9 protein-coding genes are annotated in these 14,686 nt (G+C 71.9%); 6 read left to right on the plus strand and 3 right to left on the minus strand.

Annotation, left to right across the window (positions count from 1 at the left end):
- Positions 1-145: 145 nt before the first annotated feature.
- The 4 genes from ACFV9W_RS24175 to ACFV9W_RS24190 are packed head-to-tail and all read left to right on the plus strand — an operon-like array spanning position 146 to position 7,220.
- The gene (locus ACFV9W_RS24175; protein WP_385764251.1) at positions 146-1,321 is read left to right on the plus strand and encodes an NAD(P)/FAD-dependent oxidoreductase; all 1,176 of its coding nucleotides are present in this window, start codon (positions 146-148) and stop codon (positions 1,319-1,321) included.
- A 37-nt stretch (positions 1,322-1,358) separates the two neighbouring features.
- Positions 1,359-2,762, plus strand: coding sequence for a 2-oxoadipate dioxygenase/decarboxylase family protein (locus ACFV9W_RS24180; RefSeq protein ID WP_385764253.1), 1,404 nt, complete (start codon positions 1,359-1,361; stop codon positions 2,760-2,762).
- A gap of 46 nt (positions 2,763-2,808) precedes the next feature.
- Positions 2,809-4,338 carry an aldehyde dehydrogenase family protein gene (locus ACFV9W_RS24185; protein ID WP_385764255.1) on the plus strand — a complete coding sequence of 510 codons (1,530 nt, stop codon included), beginning with the start codon at positions 2,809-2,811 and terminating at the stop codon, positions 4,336-4,338.
- Entirely contained in the window at positions 4,338-7,220 is a 2,883-nt protein-coding gene (locus ACFV9W_RS24190; protein WP_385764257.1) for an FAD-binding and (Fe-S)-binding domain-containing protein, read from the plus strand. Before ACFV9W_RS24185 ends, ACFV9W_RS24190 begins: the two co-directional genes overlap by 1 nt.
- Here ACFV9W_RS24190 and ACFV9W_RS24195 read toward each other — a convergent pair whose 3' ends face one another.
- The gene (locus ACFV9W_RS24195) at positions 7,221-7,655 is read right to left on the minus strand and encodes an Lrp/AsnC family transcriptional regulator (protein WP_385764259.1); all 435 of its coding nucleotides are present in this window, start codon (positions 7,653-7,655) and stop codon (positions 7,221-7,223) included. It abuts the gene before it with no gap.
- An 80-nt stretch (positions 7,656-7,735) separates the two neighbouring features.
- On the opposite strand from ACFV9W_RS24195, the gene ACFV9W_RS24200 reads away from it, so the two are divergent.
- Positions 7,736-10,717 (plus strand): aminotransferase class III-fold pyridoxal phosphate-dependent enzyme, encoded by a 2,982-nt coding sequence (locus ACFV9W_RS24200; protein ID WP_385764261.1) that lies wholly within the window; start codon positions 7,736-7,738, stop codon positions 10,715-10,717.
- A complete protein-coding gene (locus ACFV9W_RS24205) occupies positions 10,714-12,114 on the plus strand; it encodes an amino acid permease (protein WP_385764263.1) in 1,401 nt (466 codons plus the stop codon). Before ACFV9W_RS24200 ends, ACFV9W_RS24205 begins: the two co-directional genes overlap by 4 nt.
- A gap of 54 nt (positions 12,115-12,168) precedes the next feature.
- Here ACFV9W_RS24205 and ACFV9W_RS24210 read toward each other — a convergent pair whose 3' ends face one another.
- Positions 12,169-13,635, minus strand: coding sequence for a DHA2 family efflux MFS transporter permease subunit (locus ACFV9W_RS24210; protein WP_385764265.1), 1,467 nt, complete (start codon positions 13,633-13,635; stop codon positions 12,169-12,171).
- Positions 13,636-13,879: 244 nt separating this feature from the next.
- Positions 13,880-14,662, minus strand: a complete 783-nt coding sequence (locus tag ACFV9W_RS24215; RefSeq protein WP_385764267.1) for a MerR family transcriptional regulator — start codon at positions 14,660-14,662, stop codon at positions 13,880-13,882.
- Positions 14,663-14,686: the final 24 nt, after the last annotated feature.

Consider the following 14,686-nt stretch of genomic DNA (forward strand, 5'->3'; position numbering starts at 1 on the left):
TTGATGGACGTCAACGGTTCGGCTGCTGCACGATGACTCCCGGACAACGACGGCAACCGGACACCGGTGGCCACCAGACAGCTGATCGGCATCGTCTCCGTACCCGACCCGACCGCCCTCGCCCGGCTTTGGAAGGGATCAGCACGTGACCTCCTCAGTTTTCCGGACCGTTCCCTCCTCCGCCGCCGTCGTGATCATCGGGGGCGGGGTGATGGGCGCCAGTGCCGCCTTCCACCTGGCCGAGGCCGGGGTCCGGGACATCGTCGTCGTCGAGCGCGGCGAGTTGGCGTGCGGCAGCTCGGGCAAGCCCATCGGCGGTGTGCGCGCCCAGTTCTCCGATCCGCTCAACATCGAGCTGGGCCACCGCAGTCTGCACGCCTACCGGGACTTCACCCGCCGCCCTGGCGCCGACATCCGGCTCGACACCGTCGGCTATCTCTTCCTCCTCAGCACACACCAACAGGCCGACGATTTCCGCGAGAGCGTGGAGATCCAGAACGGCCTCGGTGTGCCCAGCCGGATGATCGACCCCGTCGAGGCGCAGCAGCTGTGTCCGTACATCAGCACCGACGGCCTCGTCGCCGCCGCCCACTCCCCCGAGGACGGGCACGCCCGCCCCGCACTCGTCGTCCAGGGGTACGCCGACGCCGCCGCCCGCGCGGGTGTCACCATCGCCACGCACACCTCCGTCACCGGGCTCGACATCACCGGGGGCCGGGTCACCGCCGTGCACACCAGCGCGGGCCGGATCGCCTGTTCCGCAGTCGTCTGCGCCGCAGGGGCCTGGTCGGCGCGGATCGGTGACATGGCCGGCGTCGATCTGCCCGTCCGGCCGGTGCGCCGCCAGCTCGCGTTCACCGCGCCGCTCGCGCCGCCCGCCCCGCGCATCCCCTTCACCATCGACTTCTCCTCCACCGGGTACTTCCACAACAGCGACGACGGTCTGCTGTTCGGCCTCGCCGACCCCGCCGAGGAGGACGGCTTCGACACCACGTGTACCCCCGAGTGGCTGGACCTGTTCCGCACCGCCGTACGTCACCGGGCCCCCGCCCTCGCCGACATGGAGACGGTGAGCGGCTGGGCGGGTCTGTACGAGAACACGCCGGACCACAACGCCGTCATCGGACGCTCGGGCGACGTCCCCAACTTCCTTTACGCCGCCGGGTTCTCGGGTCACGGCTTCCTCCAGGCCCCGGCGGTCGGGGAGCTCGTGCGCGACCTGTACCTGGAGCGGGATCCGTTCACGGATGTGTCCCCGCTCAGCGCCGACCGCTTCAGGGCGGGCGCGGCGGTGGGCCGCCCCGAGGCACACGTGGTGTGAACTCCTGAACCTCATCGAACCAAGCGAAAGGGAGCCCATGTCCACCGTTCCGCAATGGCGCCTGCGGGCCGCGTTCGCCACCCGCCTCTCCGAGATGTACGGGCGCGAAGTGCCCGCCTACACCACGCTCGTGGACGTGTCGCGCGAGGTCAACGAGGACGTTCTGGGCGAGCGCGGCGCGGACGCCGAGCGCCTGGGCTCCATCGGTCGGGTCACCGCCGAGCGGCACGGCGCCATCCGGGTCGGCACACCCCGGGAACTGTCGCAGGTGGCACGGATCTTCGCCGCCGTCGGCATGCACCCGGTCGGCTTCTACGACCTGCGGGAGGCCGCCGCCAGCGCGGTACCGGTCGTCTCCACCGCGTTCCGTCCGGTCGACGGCGAGGAGTTGGCCCGCAACCCGTTCCGCGTGTTCACCTCCCTGCTCACCCCGGCCGACCCCCGCTTCTTCGACCCCGACCTGCGCTCGCGCCTGGAGACCTTCCTCGGCGCCCGCGAACTCTTCCCCAAGGAACTGCTCGAACTGGCCGACCGCGCGGCCGGCGAAGGCGAACTGCCGGACGTACAGGCCGACCGCTTCCTCGAACTGGCGGTTGCCGCCTTCGAGTTGTCGCAGGGGCCGGTCGACCGGGCCTGGTACCAGGAACTGGAGCGGGTCTCGGCCGTCGCCGCGGACATCGGCGGCGTACGCAGCACGCACATCAACCACCTCACACCACGCGTCCTCGACATCGACGAGCTGTACCGCCGCATGACCGACCGCGGCATCGAGATGATCGACACCGTCCAGGGCCCGCCGTCCTGGAAGGGCCCCGACGTGCTGCTGCGGCAGACCTCGTTCAAGGCCCTCGCCGAGCCCCGGGCGATGCGCGCCCCCGACGGCACCGTGACCAGCGGCGCCCTGCGCGTCCGCTTCGGCGAGGTGGAGGCACGCGGCATCGCCCTCACACCGAAGGGCCGCGCTCTGTACGACGACCTGCTCGGTCAGGTCGACCGGCAGGCGGCGGGGCAGCCGCCGCGGCGACGCGGGGACATCGCGCGCTCGATGTGGGAGCGGCACATGCCCGCCGACGAGGGCGCACTGGCCGCGCAGGGGCTCGCCTACTTCACGTACGAGGCGGCCCCGGGGCGGCCGCACGCAGGTCACGTTCCCTCCGAGGCAGCCGAGTTGGTGCGTGGCGGTTGGGTGCGCGCCCGGCCCATCGTCTACGAGGACTTCCTGCCGCGCTCGGCCGCCGGCATCTTCCAGTCCAACCTCAGCGGCGAGGGCACCCGCGACAGCGCCCAGCAAGGTGTCGCCTACGACGCCGCGTGGCTCTCCGGCGCCATCGGCCGCGACGTACTCGATCCGTACGCCCTCTACGAGGAGCAGCAGAGCCGGTCCCTCGCGCGGGCCGCCCGCGAGCTGGGGCTCAAGGGCACCATCGCCGCCACCGGCTGACCCACCCACTTCCACGACGCCACGACGCCACGACGAGGAGCACACCATGACCGGCACGACCCTTCCCACCACCGACGAACTGCGGGAGCGCGCGCTCGCGGCGCTGGACCGCGTCGGTGTCACACCCGGCGACGGCAGCGACTTCCACGCCCGCACACCGATCACCGGCGAGGCCCTCTTCGGCCTGGCGGCAGCGGGCGAGGCGGACGCCGAGGTGGCGGTCGCCGCCGCCCACGAGGCGTTCCTCGCCTGGCGTACGACGCCGGCCCCGCGCCGGGGCGAACTCGTGCGCCGACTGGGCGAGTTGCTGCGGGAGCACAAGAGCGACCTGGCCGACCTCATCACCATCGAAGCGGGCAAGATCCGCTCCGAGGCGCTCGGCGAGGTCCAGGAAATGATCGACATCTGCGACTTCGCCCTCGGCCTGTCCCGCCAGCTCTACGGCCGCACCATCGCATCCGAGCGCCCCGGCCACCGCCTGGCGGAGACCTGGCACCCGCTCGGCGTCGTCGGTGTCATCTCCGCGTTCAACTTCCCGGCCGCCGTCTGGTCGTGGAACACCGCCGTCGCCCTCGCCTGCGGCGACACCGTCGTCTGGAAGCCCTCCGAACTCACCCCGCTCATCTCGCTGGCCTGTGACCGGCTCGTGGCCCGCGCCGCCGACGACGTCGGAGCGCCGCGTGATGTGCACCGGCTGCTGCTCGGGGACCGTGCCGTCGGCGAGCGGCTCGTCGACGATCCGCGCGTCGCGCTCGTCAGTGCCACCGGGTCGACCCGGATGGGCCGTGAGGTGGGTCCGCACGTCGCCGCCCGCTTCGGCCGCAGCCTCCTCGAACTCGGCGGCAACAACGCCGCCGTCGTCACCCCCTCCGCCGACCTCGACCTCACCGTCCAGGGCGTCGTCTTCGCCGCCGCGGGCACCGCGGGCCAGCGCTGCACCACGCTGCGCCGCCTCATCGTCCACCGCGACATCGCCGACACCCTCGTCGAGCGCCTCACGGCCGCCTACCGCAAGCTCCCGATCGGCAACCCCTTCGACGAGACCACCCTCGTCGGGCCCCTCATCTCCCCCAAGGCACTCGACGGCATGCGGGGCGCGCTCGACCGTGTCCAGGCCGAGGGCGGAAAGGTCCTCGTCGGCGGCAACCGCCGCCTCGCCGACCAGGCCCCGGAGGCGGTGTACGCCGAGCCCGTGATCGTACGCGTCGACGAGCAGAACGACGTGGTACGAGAGGAGACCTTCGCCCCGATCCTGTACGTGCTGACCTACGACACCTTCGAGGAGGCCATCACGCTGCACAACGACGTGCCGCAGGGCCTGTCCTCCTCCATCTTCACCCGCGACCAGCAGGAGGCCGAGCTCTTCCTCTCCTCCGCCGGTTCCGACTGCGGCATCGCCAACGTCAACATCGGCACGTCCGGCGCCGAGATCGGCGGTGCGTTCGGCGGCGAGAAGGAGACGGGCGGCGGCCGCGAGTCCGGCTCCGACTCCTGGAAGGCGTACATGCGCTCCGCCACCAACACCATCAACTACTCGAGCGAACTCGCCCTCGCGCAGAACGTCAGCTTCCTCTGATGTCACTGGCCGAGGCCGTGGCCCGGCTGCGCGCCGAGATCGGCGGCAGCGACGGCGGCGGCGATGACGTGGACGACTCCGTGCGGCGCCGCGCGGAGTACTCCACGGACGCGTCCAACTACCGTGTCGTACCGGGGGTCGTGGTGCGCCCCCGGACCTGTGACGACGTGCTGGCCGCGCTCGACATCGCCCGCGGCACGGGCGTCCCGCTCACCTCGCGGGGCGGCGGCACGTCGATCGCGGGCAATGCCATCGGCACCGGCATCGTGCTGGACTTCTCCCGGCACATGAACCGCATTGAGGACATCGACCCCGAGGCGCGCACCGCACGTGTGCAACCTGGTGTCGTGCTGTCCGACCTGCAACGCGCGGCCGGGCGGCACGGGCTGCGGTTCGGGCCCGATCCGTCCACCCACACCCGGGCCACCCTCGGCGGCATGATCGGCAACAACGCGTGTGGTCCGCACGCCGTGGCCTACGGCAGGACCGCGGACAACGTCACCGCGCTCGATGTCGTCGACGGGTCGGGCCGCCGGTTCACGGCCGCCCGCGGTCTCGACCCGGCGCCGGGCCTGGAGGCTCTGGTCGGCTCCCATCTCGCCGTGCTGCGGCGGGAGTTCGGGCGGTTCGCCCGGCAGGCGTCCGGCTACTCCCTTGAGCACCTGCTGCCCGAGAACGGCCGGAACCTCGCTCGCGCGCTGGTCGGCACCGAGGGCACGGCCGCCGTCCTGCTGGACGCCGAGCTGACACTGGTGCCGATCGCCGCCGCCCGGGTCCTGGTGGTGCTCGGCTACCCGGACATGGCATCGGCCGCCGACGCGGTCCCCGCGCTCCTGGCCCATGAGCCGCTGGCCGTGGAGGGCCTCGACGCGCGCCTGGTCGACGTGGTGCGCCGCCATCACGGCGCGGGCCGGGTTCCCCAACTGCCCAGTGGTGGGGGCTGGTTGATGATCGAGGTCGGCGGCGCGGACACCGCCGAAGCCATGGTCACCGCCGAGGTCATCGCCAAGGACGCGCAAGCCCTCGACCATGCCGTGTTCCCGGCGGGCCCCGAGGCCACCGCCATGTGGCGCATCCGGGAGGACGGCGCGGGCCTCGCGGGCCGCACCGCCTCCGGTGCGCAGGCGTGGCCCGGCTGGGAGGACGCCGCCGTGCCTCCCGAGCACCTGGGCGCGTATCTGCGCGACTTCGAGGACCTGATGACCGGCTACGGGGTGACGGGCCTGCCCTACGGTCACTTCGGCGACGGCTGCGTCCACGTACGCATCGACCTGCCCCTGGAGGAGGGCGGCGATGTCATGCGGGACTTCCTGCGCGACGCCGCACGCCTCGTCGCCGGATACGGTGGCTCGCTGTCCGGCGAGCACGGTGACGGCCGGGCCCGCAGTGCCCTGCTGCCCGCCATGTACTCGCCTGAGGCCCTCGACCTGTTCGCGCGCTTCAAGGCACTCCTCGACCCGGACCACCTGCTGAACCCGGGCGTGCTGGTGTCACCTCGCCCGGTGGACGCGGACCTGCGCCGCCCGGCCGCCCAGAGCGTCCGGCTCTCACACGGTCTCGCCCTCGCCGACGACGGCGGTGACTTCACCAAGGCCGTGCACCGCTGCACGGGCGTCGGCAAGTGCCGCGCCGACAACACGGCCGCCGGCGGCTTCATGTGCCCCTCGTACCAGGCCACCCGCGACGAGAAGGACTCCACGCGGGGCCGGGCACGCGTTCTTCAGGAGATGACCAACGGCACGCTGGTGCAAGGTGGTTGGCACTCCCCCGAGGTCCATGACTCGCTCGACCTGTGCCTGTCCTGCAAGGCGTGCGGCAGTGACTGCCCCGCGGGCGTCGACATGGCCACGTACAAGTCGCAGGCCCTCTACGAGAGGTACAGGGGGCGGCGGCGTCCGCGCACTCACTACACCCTGGGCAGGTTGCCCGCCTGGCTCGCTCTGTTGCGTCGCACGGGACGCCTGGGCCCGGCCGTCGCCAACTCCCTGGCCCGGATACGCCCCTTGACCAGTGTCCTGCTCCGACTCGCGGGGGTCGACCCGCGCCGCCGCCTGCCACGCCTGCCCGGCGGGACGTTCACCCGCCGATGGCACCGCACCGCGCGCCGCGTCCGGGCCGCCCGCCCGGCGGGGCCGCGTGTCGTGCTGTGGGCGGACTCGTTCTCCGACACCCTCAGCCCCGACGTGCCCCGGGCCGCGGCTCAGCTCCTCCACGAAGCGGGGTTCGAGGTCGTGGTGCCCGAGCGGCAGACATGTTGCGGCCTGACCTGGATCAGCACCGGCCAACTCGACACCGCACGCGCCCGGTTGACCGGACTGCTCGACGTGCTCGCCCCCTGCGCCGAGGAAGGCGCCCTCATCGTCGGCCTGGAACCGTCGTGTACCGCCGTCCTCCGCTCCGACCTGCTGGAACTGCTCGGCGACGACCCCCGCGCCCACACCGTGGCGGACGCCACGCGCACCCTCGCCGAGACCCTCACCCGGCACCTGCCCGCCGAGTCGACCTGGGCCCCGCCCGACCTGACCGGCGTACGGGCCGTCGTCCAGCCGCACTGTCACCAGCACGCCGTCCTCGGCTTCGACGCCGACCGCGCCCTGCTCGACGCGGCGGGCGCGGCGGTGGAACAACTCGCGGGGTGTTGCGGCCTCGCGGGCAACTTCGGGATGGAGAAGGGGCATTACGAGGTGTCGGTCGCCGTCGCCGAGACCTCGCTGCTGCCCGCGCTCCGGGCGGCCCAAGTGCCCCAGGCGTCCACGCCCGCGGAGACCGTGTTCGTCGCGGACGGCTTCTCCTGCCGCACCCAGGCCGACGACCTGGCCGGCGTCCGGGGTGTGCACTTGGCGCAGCTGCTGACGACGACGCGGCCGGCCGACGCACCCTGATCAACCGGACCGGCTCACCAGCTCGGTGAGCAGGATCTGGGTGCGGGTGTGGGCGAATCCGGGCATCTGCTGCAACCGGAGGATCACCTCCTCCAGATGGTCGGTGTCCCGCACCTGCACCAGGACCTGCGCGTCGGCGTTGCCCGCCGTCGTCCAGGCGCGCACGATCTCCTCCTGCTCGTTGAGCGAGGCGGTCAGCTCCGCCCGCGAGGTACTGGGCGCGACGTAGAGGCCGATCAACGCCTGTACACCGAGGCCGAGTTGACGCTGGTCGACCCGAACGGTGTACCCGCGGATGACACCCGTCTCCTCAAGGCGTGCGATGCGCCGCTTGACCGAGGAGGCGGCGAGCCCGGAGACCCGCGCCAGATGTTCCAGCGAGGCGCGGGCGTCTATCGCCAACTCGCGCAAGATTCCGCGATCCGTATCGTCCATGGATCGAATTCTTGCACCGGCACATCGAGTTGCGCAGGATCCATCGACATTCGGTGCACCCGGAATCTAGCTTCCAGCGCATGCAGACCACGATGCTGTCCGCCCTCGCCGCGGACCTGTTCGACGTCCATGCCGAGGCCGTGCCGCTGCCCGGCGAAGCCACCGACAACACGCGTCTGGATGTGGCGGGCCGGCCGCAGTACCTGCTCAAGATGTACCCGGCCGGCACCAGCCCCGTGGAGATCGAGCTCCAGGAGGCCCTGCTCACCCACCTGGCGCGCACCGAATCCGCGCTGCCCACAGCCTCGTTGGTGGCCACCAGCACCGCGACCGTGGCCGGGCGCGAGCGCACCGCGCACCTTCTTGAGTGGATTCCGGGAACCCCCTACTCCCAGGCAGGACCGGCGGACGCGGGCAGGCTGCACGCCCTGGGCACCGCGGTCGCCACCCTGGACGGCGTACTCGCCGGATTCGAGCACCCCGCCCTTGACCGCGACTTCCGCTGGCACCCGCTGCGCGCGGGGGACCTCGCACGCGCGCTGCCCCATGTCGCCGACGACGTAAGGGAGTTCACGGCGAGCGCCCTGGCCCGGCTCGGCGAGCTGCTGCCCGAGCTGCGCGCCCTGCCGCAGCAGGCGATCCACAACGACGCCAACGACAACAACGTGCTGCTCGACGCGGACGGGCGGATCGCCGCCATCATCGACTTCGGCGACGTGGTGCGCGCCCCTCGGGTGTGCGGGCTGGCCGTGGCCGCGGCCTACGCCCAGCTCGGGGAGGCCGACCCGGTGGCTGCGGCCTGCGCGGTGGTCGCCGGGTACCACGCCGAGGCCCCGCTGTCGGCGGACGAGCTGCGGCTGCTGCCGGACCTGATCAACGCCCGCCTGGCGATGAGCATCGCCAACTCCGTCGAGCAGCTCGCCGCCGACCCGGACAACGCCTATCTGGACAGCAGCCAGCCGCAGATCCGCGAACTGGTCGAGGCGCTCGAAGCCGAGCCGCGCGAGGTGCTCGTCGCCCGCTTCCGCGACGCCTGCGGCTACCGCCCCGTCCCGGCGGAGCGGGAGATCGTGGCCTGGCTGCGCTCCGCGGCCTGCGACCCCGCGCCCATGCTGCGCACCGACCCGGCCACCGCCCGGATACACACCATCGACTGGACCGAGCACGGTCCGGCCGATATGGACATCAAGCACGGCACCCCGGCAGTGGGAGCGGCGATCGACGCGCACCGTGCCGCCCACGGCGGGACACTCACCATCGGCCGGTACCGCGAGGACCGTGTGGTGTACCGCTCGGAGGCGTTCGCCGGTGGTCCCGGCGGCGAGCGGCGCAGTGTGCACATGGCCCTCGACGTGTTCGACGTCGCGGGCGCGCCCGTCTTCGCCCCGTTCGACGGGACGGTGAAGGCCGTCGAGTTCCGCGGCGCGGACTACGACTACGGCGGTGTCGTCCTGCTCGAACACCGCACCCGCGCCACCGACGGGGCCGGCACCCCGTTCTGGCTGCTGGTGGGCCATCTCGACCGGCACAGTGTCGAGCGGCTGAGCGCCGGTGACACCGTACGGCGCGGAGACACCATCGGGCGTCTCGGCACGGCGGCGGAGAACGGCGGGTGGCCCCCGCACATCCACGTCCAGCTGTTCACCACGCTCCTCGGCCGTTCCACGGATCTGCCCGGCGCGGTCCGCCCGAGCGAGGCCGACGTGTGGGAGAGCATCTGCCCGAACCCGAACCTCGTACTGCGCGCGCCGGGAGAGACGGCCGTCGCCCCGGACCGGCGTGCCGAGCAGATCGCCGCGCGCCGCACCGCGAACCTCTCCCCCACCCTGTCGCTGAGCTACGCGGAGCCGCTGCACATCACGGCGGGCGAGGGCGCCGAGCTGATCGACGTGCACGGCAGGCGCTACCTCGATCTGGTCAACAACGTCTGCCACGTGGGCCACAGCCACCCGCACGTCGTCGCCGCGATCGCCGAGCAGGCGGCCCGCCTCAACACCAACACCCGCTATCTGCACGCGAACATCACCGAGTACGCGCGCCGGCTCGCCGCCACGTTCCCCGACCCGCTGAACGTGGTGATGCTGACCAACTCGGGCAGCGAGGCGAACGACCTGGCCCTGCGGCTGGCCCGCACCGCCACCGGCCGGGAGCACATCCTCACCCTCGACTGGGCGTACCACGGCAACCTCAGCTCGCTGGTCGAGATCAGCCCGTACAAGTTCAACCGCTCCGGTGGGACAGGGCCCGGCGAGCGGGTGCGGGTGTGCGACATCCCCGACCCCTACCGCGGCGCGTACGGTCCTGACGGGCCGCGCTACGCCGAGCACCTGCGGACGCAGTGCGCCGACCTGTCCGCCGCGGGCACCGGCCCCGCCGCCTTCATCCACGAGTCGGTCCCCGGCTGCGCCGGGCAGGTCGAGCTCGCCGACGGCTACCTTCCCGCCGCGTACGCCGAGGCCCGCGCGGCCGGTGCGCTGTGCATCGCGGACGAGGTGCAGTGCGGCTTCGGCCGGGTCGGCGAGCACATGTGGGCCTTCGAGCGGCACGGTGTGGTCCCGGACATCGTCACGCTGGGCAAGCCGATCGGCAACGGTCACCCCATCGCCGCGGTGGTCACCACACCGGAGGTCGCCCGCAGGTTCCGGACCGGCATGGAGTACTTCAACACCTTCGGCGGCAACCCCGTGTCCTGCGCCGCCGCGTCGGCCGTACTGGACGTGGTCGAGGACGAGCGGCTGATGGCCAACGCCGAGCGTGTCGGCGGCTACCTGCGCGGGAGGCTGACCGCGATGGCGGAACACCACCCGGCGATCGGCGACGTACGCGGGCGAGGTCTGTTCCTCGGCGCGGACCTCGTCGTCGACCGGGACACCAAGGAACCGGACCACGCGCTCGCCAAGCGGGTGGTGGAGGCCGCGAAGCGGGACGGCGTGCTGCTGTCCACCGACGGCCCCGGCGACAACGTCCTCAAGATCAAGCCGCCGCTGGTGCTGAGCATGGAGCAGGCCCACCGCGCCGCCGATGCCATCGAGCGCGCACTCATGGAGGCGACCGCGCAATGAGCCGGCCGGTGGACACGGCTGACGAGAGCCGACAAGCGGGCCCGCCCGACGAGGGTTACCGGCGCGGCCTCACATCCCGCCAGATCCAGATGATGGCCATCGGCGGCGCGATCGGCACCGGCCTCTTCTACGGGTCGAGCACAGTCATCGCCCGGATCGGGCCGAGCGTGATCGCGTGCTACGCCGCCGCCGGTGTCATCATCTTCCTCATCATGCGAGCCCTGGGCGAGCTGATGACCTACCGGCTCACGTCACGAAGCTTCGCGGACTACGCGCGCGAGTTCTGCGGCCCGTTCCTGGGCTTCACCACCGGATGGTCGTACTGGCTCGCGTGGACCGTCGGGTGCATGGCGGAGGTGACGGCGGCGGGCCACTACATCGCCTATTGGTGGCCCGCCGTCCCGGTGTGGGCCACGGCGGGGGTGGCGCTGCTGGTGCTGTTCGTCGCGAACATCGTCTCCGTCACGCTCTTCGGTGAGCTGGAGTTCTGGTTCGCCACGGTCAAGGTCGTCGCCATCCTCGCGCTGATCGTCATCGGGATCGGCATCCTGACCTTCGGCTTCTCAACTCTCGGCGACACCGCGTCCGTTCGGCATCTGTGGACGGACGGCGGCTTCGCCCCGCACGGCGCCTGGCAGTCCATGCTCGCCATGCACGGCATCGTCTTCGCCTACCTGGGCATCGAACTCGTCGGCCTCACCGCCGGGGAGGCGAAGAACCCCAAGGAAACGCTCCGCAAGGCGATCAACACCCTTCCGGTACGCATCGCCGTGTTCTACATCGGCGCCCTCGTCGTCCTGCTGTCCGTGCTCAGCTGGACCGAGTACACGCCAGGGGTCAGCCCGTTCGTGCAGGTCCTGGCCGCCGTCGGCATCCCTGGCGCGGCGGGCATCATGAACTTCGTCGTCCTCACCGCCGCCCTGTCAGCCTGCAACTCCGGCATCTACTCGGCGGGGCGGATGCTGCGCGGCCTCGCCGTCAGCGGCCAGGCGCCCGCGGCGATGAAACGGCTCAGCGCCCGCCGGCTCCCGCTGCCCGCCGTGATCCTGTCCACGTTGATCATGGGGTTCGGCGTCGTCGTCAACGTCGTCTCCCCTGACAAGGCGTTCGTCTACATCACGTCGGTCAACGTCTACGCGGGCATGTGGACCTGGGCCATGATCCTCGTCGCGCATCTGCGCTACCGGTCCAAGGTACGCGCCGGGCTCCTGCCCACCGTCGGCTTCCGGATGCCGGGCGCCCCGGTGACCAACTGGCTCGCCCTCCTCTGCCTCACGTTCGTGGCGATCCTCATGGGCGCCTCCAGCGACACCCGGCTCGGCCTGTACGTGTGGCTGATCTGGTTCGCGGTCATGATCGCGGGCTACCGGGTGGCGCGGGGCCGCGCTGTGCGGTGAGCGTGGCGGGGGCGGACGGGGTTTCGCCCGCCCCCTCTGCGACTATGCCGCCGACTACGCCGCGGAGCGCGCCCCGCGCCCGAAGAACAGCGACGCCGCGAACGCCACCAGGCCGATGACGCCCGCGAGGACGAACGCCGCGCTCAGGCCGCTCGCGTCGGGCGCGCCGGACGCGGCGTCGGACGCGCTGGAGGCCACGGTGACGAAGACCGCCGTGCCGAAGGCGCCCGCGACCTGCTGCATCGTCGCGAGGATCGCGCTGCCGTGGGAGTGCAGGTGGTCCGGCAGCACGTTCAGGGACGCCGTCATCAGCGGGGTCATCATCAGGCCGAGCCCGCCCATGAGCAGCAGGTGCATGCCGATGACCGCGGCCAGCGAGGAGTCCGGGTCGAGCAGCGAGAACAGCCACAGCGACGCCGCCAGCGCGGCCGCGCCCGGGATCACCAGCGGGCGGGCGCCGACGCGGTCGTAGAGCCGGCCCACCGGGCGGCCGAGGACGCCGAGGAGCAGGCCGCCGGGGAGGACGGCGAGGCCGCTGACGAAGGTGGTCGTGCCCATGACCGTCTGGAGGTAGAGCGGCAGCAGGATCGCGGCCGCGCCCAGCATGCACATGAACAGCAGCGCGGACAGCAGCAGGGCCACGGAGAAGGTGGGGTTCGCCAGCGGGCGCAGGTCCAACAGGGCGCGGTCCCGGCGCTGCAGGCGCAGTTGGCGCAGCACGAACACGGTGAGGGAGAGCAGGCCGGCGACGATCGGCATCCACGGTTCGACGGTGTGCTCCCCGCCGCCGGACTCGCCGATGGAGGCGAGGCCGTAGAGGACGCCGCCGAAGCCGATGGCGGAGAGCACCACCGACAGCACGTCCAGCGGTACCTTCCGGGTTTCGCTGTCCAGGCGCAGCCATATCGCGCCGATCACCAGTGCCACCAGTGCCAGCGGCAGGACGATCCAGAACATCCAGCGCCAGCCCAGCGAGGACAGCACGGCGCCGCCCACCGTCGGGCCGACGGCCGGGGCCACCGCGATGACGATCGTGATGGTGCCCATCATCGCCCCGCGGCGCTCCGCGGGGACCAGGCGCATCACGGTCGTCATCAGCAGCGGGATCATCACCGCGGTGCCGAATGCCTGCACCACGCGTCCGGTGAGCAGCATGCCGAAGCCGGGCGCGAGGGCGCTGATCAGGGTGCCGGTGCTGAACGCCGTCAGCGAGGCCAGGAAGATCTGGCGCGCGGAGAAGCGCTCGAGCAGGAAGCCGGTGATGGGGATGACCACGGCCATCGTCAGCAGGAAGCCACTGGTCAGCCACTGCACGGTCGTCGTGGAGACCCCCAGGTCGACGGTGAGGTCGCGCAGGGCGACGCTCAGGATCGTCTCGTTGAGGATCATCACGAACGCGGACGCGACAAGGACCGCGATGAGGATACCGGCGCGCGCCGGTGTCCCGTCCGCGGGCGGGGCGGCCGTACCGCCGCCCTCCCCGGGTGCGTCCACGTTCTCGACGTTGGTTGGCTGGCTCATGTGGGGCGGTACCTCGCAAGAGTCGGTCGAAGTCATGGGCCCGGCGGTCCGGGCCACTCAGGGTGCTCACCGCAGGGCAGGAGAACGGCGCACGCACACGCGGTGCGCACTCACTCCCCAACGGGCCATCACAGCGGGGCATTCCCGGTATGACGGCAATCCCAGCAGATCACGACATCGCCGCGGGTGTCGCGGGCATTAATGCGCCCCGTGGCCGGGATCACGCAACCGGTCGGCGCCCTGCCTATCCCTGCGGGAAGTCGACACCGGCCGCGCGCAGCCGCGCCTCGACCAGTGCGTTCAGCCGGGCGATGGAGGGCGCGTCGTCCTCGCGGTGGCGGTTGACCAGTGCGTAGCGGGCCGCGTTGTCGGACCGGCCCTGCAGTCCGGTGCCCGCCGCCAGCAGCTCGCGGTCGGCCAGCACCTTGTCGGCGAGCTCCGCCGCCAGCTCGTCGAGGCGCGGGTCGTCGGGCGGCCAGGCCCCCGCGTCCCAAGCGCGCTTGGTCAGGTCGACGTGCTCGGGGTCGTCGAGCAGGTGCTCCAGCCGGGTAAGGAAGCTGTCGAGCATCTCCGGGACGAGGGCCCGGGTGAGCACCAGCGCCTCGCGCTGCGTGTTCAAGTACGCGACGGTGAAGCCGAGTTCGGCCATCCGGTCCAGGACCGCGCAGGCCCGGTCGGGCAGCAGGGCCCTGTCCCCGTGGCTGATCCGGTGCAGCGTGTCGCGGCGCGCGACGAGGTCCTCGATCTGGTCGGTGAGGCGGCGGTGGACGTCGTCCAGGGCCGCGGTGAACCGCTCGGGCTCCGCGTCGAGCAGTTCACCGACCTCGGCGAGCGGCACTCCGGCCCCGGCGAGGGTCCGCGCCTGGACGAGGCGGAGCAGTTCGGCCGAGCCGTAACGCCGGTAGCCCGACGTGTCCCGCTCCGGCTCGGCGACCAGGCCGAGCCGGTGATAGTGCCGCACGGTCTTGATCGTGACACCGGCGTACGCCGCCGCCTGACCGATGGTGAGCCCATCTCTGGCACGCATCCGTTCCCACTCCCCCCGTTGAAG

This window comes from Streptomyces sp. NPDC059897 (genome assembly GCF_042730865.1).
Lineage (GTDB): Bacteria > Actinomycetota > Actinomycetes > Streptomycetales > Streptomycetaceae > Streptomyces.

What these genes read in the sequence shown, in the direction of transcription:
- ACFV9W_RS24215 (WP_385764267.1), bottom strand. Translation starts at nt 14,662, where the DNA reads ATGCGTGCCAGAGATGGGCTCACCATCGGTCAGGCGGCGGCGTACGCC.
- ACFV9W_RS24185 (WP_385764255.1), top strand. Translation starts at nt 2,809, where the DNA reads ATGACCGGCACGACCCTTCCCACCACCGACGAACTGCGGGAGCGCGCG.
- ACFV9W_RS24190 (WP_385764257.1), top strand. Translation starts at nt 4,338, where the DNA reads ATGTCACTGGCCGAGGCCGTGGCCCGGCTGCGCGCCGAGATCGGCGGC.
- ACFV9W_RS24210 (WP_385764265.1), bottom strand. Translation starts at nt 13,635, where the DNA reads ATGAGCCAGCCAACCAACGTCGAGAACGTGGACGCACCCGGGGAGGGC.
- ACFV9W_RS24180 (WP_385764253.1), top strand. Translation starts at nt 1,359, where the DNA reads ATGTCCACCGTTCCGCAATGGCGCCTGCGGGCCGCGTTCGCCACCCGC.
- ACFV9W_RS24200 (WP_385764261.1), top strand. Translation starts at nt 7,736, where the DNA reads ATGCAGACCACGATGCTGTCCGCCCTCGCCGCGGACCTGTTCGACGTC.
- ACFV9W_RS24205 (WP_385764263.1), top strand. Translation starts at nt 10,714, where the DNA reads ATGAGCCGGCCGGTGGACACGGCTGACGAGAGCCGACAAGCGGGCCCG.
- ACFV9W_RS24195 (WP_385764259.1), bottom strand. Translation starts at nt 7,655, where the DNA reads ATGGACGATACGGATCGCGGAATCTTGCGCGAGTTGGCGATAGACGCC.